The organism is Planococcus sp. CAU13, from assembly GCF_000775575.1.
Taxonomy (GTDB): domain Bacteria; phylum Bacillota; class Bacilli; order Bacillales_A; family Planococcaceae; genus Planococcus.
This window is the reverse complement of the sequence record NZ_JRGN01000005.1, coordinates 25,564-32,132: the sequence shown is the minus strand read 5'-3', so window position 1 is coordinate 32,132 and position 6,569 is coordinate 25,564. Positions and strand designations below refer to the sequence as shown.

General features: G+C 47.7%; 8 protein-coding genes. 6 read left to right on the top strand and 2 right to left on the bottom strand.

All coding sequences use genetic code 11. The features are described 5' to 3' along the window. The first annotated feature begins 153 nt into the window (after nt 1–153). From KW93_RS00250 to KW93_RS00230, 5 genes are all read left to right on the top strand, one after another. Nucleotides 154–729, top strand: a complete 576-nt coding sequence (locus tag KW93_RS00250; protein ID WP_033540936.1) for a redoxin domain-containing protein — start codon at nt 154–156, stop codon at nt 727–729. A gap of 12 nt (nt 730–741) precedes the next feature. Then, nucleotides 742–1,881 (top strand): trans-sulfuration enzyme family protein, encoded by a 1,140-nt coding sequence (locus KW93_RS00245; RefSeq protein ID WP_052131394.1) that lies wholly within the window; start codon nt 742–744, stop codon nt 1,879–1,881. A gap of 111 nt (nt 1,882–1,992) precedes the next feature. Then, nucleotides 1,993–3,102, top strand: a complete 1,110-nt coding sequence (locus KW93_RS00240; RefSeq protein ID WP_033540935.1) for an RNA-guided endonuclease TnpB family protein — start codon at nt 1,993–1,995, stop codon at nt 3,100–3,102. Nucleotides 3,103–3,307: 205 nt separating this feature from the next. Continuing rightward, entirely contained in the window at nt 3,308–4,456 is a 1,149-nt protein-coding gene (locus tag KW93_RS00235; RefSeq protein ID WP_033540939.1) for a PDZ domain-containing protein, read from the top strand. Nucleotides 4,457–4,506: 50 nt separating this feature from the next. Continuing rightward, a complete protein-coding gene (locus tag KW93_RS00230; RefSeq protein WP_033540934.1) occupies nt 4,507–4,764 on the top strand; it encodes a CsbA family protein in 258 nt (85 codons plus the stop codon). 16 nt (nt 4,765–4,780) lie between these two features. Here the strand turns inward: KW93_RS00230 and KW93_RS00225 are convergent, their stop codons facing one another. Further along, nucleotides 4,781–5,086 (bottom strand): AzlD domain-containing protein, encoded by a 306-nt coding sequence (locus tag KW93_RS00225; RefSeq protein ID WP_033540933.1) that lies wholly within the window; start codon nt 5,084–5,086, stop codon nt 4,781–4,783. Beyond that, the gene (locus KW93_RS00220; RefSeq protein WP_033540932.1) at nt 5,086–5,778 is read right to left on the bottom strand and encodes an AzlC family ABC transporter permease; all 693 of its coding nucleotides are present in this window, start codon (nt 5,776–5,778) and stop codon (nt 5,086–5,088) included. Before KW93_RS00220 ends, KW93_RS00225 begins: the two co-directional genes overlap by 1 nt. Nucleotides 5,779–5,918: 140 nt before the next feature. Here KW93_RS00220 and KW93_RS00215 point away from each other — a divergent pair, with 140 nt between their 5' ends. Continuing rightward, nucleotides 5,919–6,545 carry a TVP38/TMEM64 family protein gene (locus KW93_RS00215; protein ID WP_033540931.1) on the top strand — a complete coding sequence of 209 codons (627 nt, stop codon included), beginning with the start codon at nt 5,919–5,921 and terminating at the stop codon, nt 6,543–6,545. The last annotated feature ends 24 nt before the right edge of the window (nt 6,546–6,569 follow it).

The window sequence follows — 6,569 nt, the reverse complement described above, 5'->3', positions numbered from 1 at the left end:
AGTCTTACTGACCGTTAATACGGGATAAAAGAGTGACCGGCATCGAAAAAAGATGCCGGTTTTTCCATGAAAACTTTTAATATGCCGATTCGAAGAGTAGCGAATATCCCTGATTTTGTCGTATGATAATATGCGAATGGAGTGAAATTTTTTATGAAAAAAACCTTGGGCTTATTGCTGGTAGGTGCTCTTATTGCGATGCTTGTTCTGGGAATCGTGCAGAAGGATGCAGAGGAGAAACAGGCGACGGAACGGTTGAATGCAGGCAGTGATGTTGAATTTCTTCCCACCGATGAAGGCCTGGCAAAAGGGGAGACAGCTCCGGATTTCGAATTGACCACACTCGAAGGAGAAACGGTGAGGCTGTCGGATTATAAAGGCAAGAAAGTCATATTGAACCTGTGGGCAACCTGGTGTCCGCCATGCCGTGCTGAAATGCCGGATATGCAGAAATTTTACGATGAACAGGCGCAGGAAGAAAATGTGGAGATCCTTGCAGTCAATTTAACAACGAAAGACAAAGGGATGGATAAAATAAACGCATTTGTGGAAGAGTTCGGACTGACGTTTCCGATTCCAATGGACGTTGAAGGTGATATAGGGGATGTCTATCAGGCTGCCTCAATTCCAACTTCCTATATGATCGACACGGAAGGCCGTGTACAAAATAAAATTGTCGGACCCATGAATGAGGAAATGATGGAAGACTTTATAGCAAATATGGAATAAGGGGCAATGAACATGACGACAATCAGAACGAAAACGGTCCACACAGCACAAATGGAAGAGCGGACAATTCGGCCTAAAGTGTTGCCGATCTATCAAACTTCCGCTTTTTCGTTTTCATCGCTGGAGGAATTGGAAGGCTATTACGAAGGAAATAGTACATATCTTTATTCCAGAACTGCCAATCCGAATACAGACGCACTTGGCCAGACCGTTGCCGTTCTGGAAGGCGCTCCAAAAGGTGTCGCGGCTTCGTCGGGAACATCAGCCATTCTGGCGGGTATCCTTGCTGTCGTTAAAAGCGGGGATCATATCATTGCCGCAGAGGATGTCTATGGAGGCACTTTCCTTCTATTGAAGGAAGAACTGGCATTAATGGGAATTCAGGTCCATTTCGCTGATTTCTCGGATGTTCAGGCTATTGAGCCTCTGTTGATCGATTTTCCGGAAGTGAAGCTCCTGTTCAGCGAATCAATCACGAATCCATTTTTGCGTGAAGAAGATATGGCTTTGCTCAGCCAATTTAAAAAACAATACGGCGTAAAAGTGATGATCGACAATACATTTGCGACGCCTTATACAATGCAGCCTTATGAACAAGGGGCTGATCTGGTCGTTCACAGTGCCACGAAGTATCTGGGCGGCCACAGTGATGTGACGGCAGGGGTGCTTGTCGGTGAGCCCGATCTGATTGAGCTCGCAGAAAAACGCATCGTCAATATGGGCATGAATCTCAGCCCATTTGAAGCCTGGCTGACAATACGCGGCATCAAAACCCTGGCGCTGCGCATGAAAGCCCAAACGGAGAATGCACAGGCCATTGCAGATTTTCTTAGAGAAAGAACGACAGTTTGGTATCCGGGCAAAGGAGCGATCGTCAGTTTCGAAGTGCCTGAGCGCATTGGTGTATCCACTTTCTTCTCTTCACTTGGGTGGATTAAAATAGTGCCGACACTGGCAGGTGTGGAAACGACCGTTTCCTATCCATACGGAACATCGCACCGTGCACTGTCGGAAGAAGAAAAAACGCGGATCGGTGTTACACGCCGGATTGTCCGCCTGTCAGCAGGCATTGAAGGAACAGAAGATATTCTGGAACAGCTGGCGTCTGCATTTAACATTTTCCGAAAGAAGTCTCCCTCTTCAAACGCGTAACGGGCGAAGCCCAGCGGTAAGGAAGAGATGAATTTTGGTTGGCGTCAGCCAGAATGGTCTTTCTTTTTCTCTCTGGCTATAATCGAATGAGAGGAAACGAGGTGATTTGATTTGGCAAACAAAGCGTATAAGTTCCGTCTATACCCGACAAACGAACAGGAACAGCTGCTACTGAAAACGTTCGGCTGCGTTCGGTTTGTCTATAACAAAATGCTCACGGAACGCAAGGAGATCTATGAACAGTTCGAAGAGGATAAAGAAGTATTGAGACAACAGAAACTTCCGACTCCCGCCAAATACAAAAAAGAGTTTGAGTGGCTCAAAGAAGTAGATAGTTTAGCACTGGCAAACGCACAACTGAACCTGCAAAAAGCATACGCCAACTTCTTCGCCGGACGGGCCAAATTTCCGAAGTTCAAGAGCCGCAAAGCGAAACAATCCTATACGACAAATCGGGTCAACGGAAACATACAGCTTTTAGCGAGCCAGATCAAATTACCGAAACTCGGAATCGTCAAACTGAAACTGCACCGGGAGATCCCTGCCCATGCTGTCATTAAGTCGTGTACGATTTCCCGTTCAGCCGCAGGAAAATACCACATTTCCATCCTGACGGAAGTTGAATTTACTCCTGTTAAAAAAGAAATCAAGGAAATCATCGGACTCGATTTTGCCATGAACGGTCTGTATGTCGAAAGTGAACAGGGTGAGACAGCCAATTACCCGCGTTTCTACCGGCAGACGCAGCAACAACTGGCAAACGCACAACGGATCTTGTCACGCAGAACAAAAGGGTCATCCCGCTATGAGACACAGCGGATCAAAGTTGCCTCCCTGCACGAACAAGTAGCGAATCAGCGGAAGGACTTCCTGCACAAAACCTCCAGACGATTGGTGACACGCTATGATTGTGTCGTCATCGAAGACTTGAATATGAAGGGCATGTCCCAAGCGCTCCGGTTCGGCAAAAGCGTGGCCGATAATGGATGGGGCATGTTCACGACGTTCCTCCACTACAAATTAGGCGAACAAGGGAAGCGACTGGTCAAAATCAACAAGTGGTTCCCTTCGACCAAGACCTGTTCGAGCTGCGGTCACATCAAAGAGATGCCGTTGTCGGAACGCACCTTCTCTTGTGCATGTGGTTTCGTCTCCGACCGGGACTGGAACGCCGCCATCAACATCAAGAACGAAGGATGCTTGATGCTGGGATTGTCCTAAACACCAGAACTCGTGGAACACGAGGGTTAGCTCGGTCCGTTTTCGTCAGCTGGCAGAAGTGGCGATAAGTCGAGAAGCCCCCACTTCAACATCTGAAAGATGTAAGTGGTGGGTAGTTCACATAGAAGTACAGGTTGCAGTTGTTCTTTGGTACAATGGAAGCTAGTGTCAATAGCCGGTGAATGGATGGTGAACAGGGATGGTCATGGAAGTTTTAATGGATGTCGGGAGGTTTTTTATCAATCCTCTTTTATACATAGCGCTGCTGGCAGCAATTTTACTGGGTTATTTCAGGGTCAAAAAAGAAAGGGCATTATTCCGCAGCCGAATCGTTTGGGGCGGAAGGGAATTCGGTGATTTACTGAAGGACGGCATCCTCTTTGCTTTGCTGTTTTCCGTTTTGTTTTCCGGAATCGGCTTGGCCGTCCCTCTGGAATGGCTTGTCGCGTTGAGCCTGGTGAGCATTGCAATCGTTATTTCAGGGATTTACCAGCTGGCGTCTTTTGCCTATTTATCTGTGGCGGCAATCGGATTGGGATGGCTTTTGAATCATTACGGCTGGACAATTCCTTTTGGCCTTTTTGACTTTGGCGGTTATGCAGTCGCGTGGCCATGGATTGTGCCGGTGGCATTGATCACCGGCGCTATGGTGTTTCTGGAGGGACAGCTCGTGTCACGGCGCGGAAATGAAGCTTCTTCGCCAAGAACCCAGAAAACTTCAAGGGGGTTGACCGCTGTCACCTATAAAGCGAAGCGCCTGTGGCTGATACCGCTGCTGCTTGTTGTACCGGGTGATCTGGTGGATTCCTATCTGCCATACTGGCCGCAGTTCCCGATTGGCGAAAGCATATTTTCATTTATTTTATTTCCCGCAGTCATCGGTTTTGCGGGCAAAACCCGGAGGACATTGCCGGAGAACGTATATCCAAAGCAGGGAAAAAGCATCTGGCTGCTGGGTCTGGCCGTCATTGGATTGGCGCTCTTCTCCTATCTGTGGGAACCGATGGCATTGATTGCGCTGGCGGCAGGGGCTGTCGGCCGTGCCGTCATTTCCATAGTTGCAGCAGTTAATGAAAATAAAGGCAATCATGCAGTGGCGCCGCAATCATCCGGGGTGATGATTGTCGATGTCCTGGCAGATTCACCTGCAGCGAAAATGGGGCTTGTCCGGGGTGAAATCATCCGTAAGGTGAATGGGCTGAAAGTTTCGAACGAATCGGAGCTTTATGCCGCAATCCAGGTCAACGCCGCTCATTGCCGCCTCGAGGTGCTGGACCACAATAAAGAATTGCGCCTCAGACAGCATGTAATTTTCAGGCATGACCATTACCGGTTGGGTCTGATCGTCGTCTGATTCTTAAAGGCAATTGCAACGCACAACAACTCAACTGAGGAGATGATTCCGTGGAATCGGAGATAACCAAGTTTTTTCTTTCCCTGCTGGTTCCGGGGCTTCTCGTCGTCCTGTTTACCCGCGTGACCTTTCACCATATCGTCGGCCTCATTCTGACTGTCGCTTTAATAGCGGCAGCCGTTTATGCAGGCTACACAAACACCTGGTTCCTGTATGCCGTTAACGCTGCGTCTTTGACAGCGGGTTTCTGGTATGCGACAAATATGTATAAACGCAGCAAAAAAGCCGGCATTCATGAAGATGAATGACGGCTTTTTTTATTCTCTAGATAAAAAGGCTGTAAACTGCCAGTACAGCAATCGAACCGAGTACAACAAACATGACATTGGCTCCAGTCAAAGCGATGCCGAACGCCGCTGCTGCTCCGATGACGCCGAACCAGATATTGTCCTGGATGAAAAATATTGCCGGGAAAATCAAAGCCCCGAGAACCGCGAAGGGGATATTGCGCAGCACATTCTGCACAGCAGGCGGGAGCTCCCGCCCTTCTAAAAACGTCAGCGGAATAGCGCGGGGAATATATGTGACAATTGCCATACCGAGAATTGTCCACCAGATCCATGAACCCATTACGTCCTGCCTCCTTTAGAAGAAATTAGCTCAATGATGATGGCTGATGCCAGAGTGGAGACAAGTATTGCCCAGCCAGTCGACAGCCAGCCGGTAAAATAAAAAAGGGAATTCAGTGCCGCTGCAATTGCGGCCAGGCTGAAAACTTTTCTGTTGCCGCGCATGGAGGGCATCAGTAGGCCGACAAACATGGCATACAGTGCTATTGACATGGCGGCCTGCAGAAACTGTGGAAGATTTGCTCCGATGAGATGGCCGACAGCCGTGAAGATGACCCAGCTGCCGTATGAAATCGTGATGACCCCGGCAGCAAAAGATGTGCGGAGATTGTCTTCTTTCTGGATTGCCAGAACAGAGAAGGACTCATCCGTAATACCGAAAGCATAAAGCGCTTTTTTCCACCGCGCATCCGGCTGCATTTTTTCATTCAATGAAGCTGCCATCAGGAAATGGCGGATATTGACGACGAATGTGTTCAGGATAATGACAACCGGGGCAACGCCGGCTGCAATGAGCGGTAATGATATGTATTGGGCTGCGCCGGCGAAAACAAAAATACTCATTGCGGTGGCTTCCCATATTGACAGTCCCGTCGTTTTAGCCAGAAGCCCAAACGTCAACGCGATGGGGAAATACCCGATCGCAATGCTGAGTCCTGCTTTCAGCCCCGCAGAAAAGCCTCGATGATCCATTTTGCTCTCTCCTTGTTCAAGTGTGATTCTCTTTTCCAAATGCGGGTAAAGAGTGTAAAGTAGTTATAATAGCATATCATATAAACAAACGGATGTTGAATCCATTCTTGAAAAATCTTACAAGCAGAAGGAATGAGTTTATGTCGGATTTCTTTTCCATGGAGAATATTACAGCGTTATATGAATCTTATCGCTCCATCGGGCCATTCATCGGATTTTTGCTTCCGTTCATAGAAGCCTTCCTGCCATTTCTGCCTTTGTTTGTATTCGTGTTTGCGAATGCCGGGGCATACGGGCTGCTGTTCGGTTTTCTGCTGTCTCTTGCGGGAACGGTGGCAGGCTCCTATAGTGTGTTTCTATTGATCCGTAAATATGGACGCGCCAGATTCTTGAATTTCATGACAAAGCATCAGAAAGTCGAAAAACTTATCCTTTGGGTTGAACGAAATGGTTTTGGACCACTCTTCCTGCTATTGTGTTTTCCGTTCACACCATCGGCCCTGGTCAATCTGGTTGCAGGTCTGTCCAATATCAGCAAGCGTTATTATCTGTGGACGCTGATTGCCGGCAAAACAGTTATGGTGTTTATGATTACATATGTTGGATATGATATACGCGCGTTATTTACAAATCCGGTAAGAACTGCCATCGTTATTATTGTCATTGTACTCCTTTATATAGTAGGAAAAATTTTAGAAAAAAGATTAAACAAAAAGATTGAAGCGGATTTCCGCAATGCGGCTGCCAAGAAGCCTTCTGATGAATGATAGAGTTGAAACTGGCTGTACAGG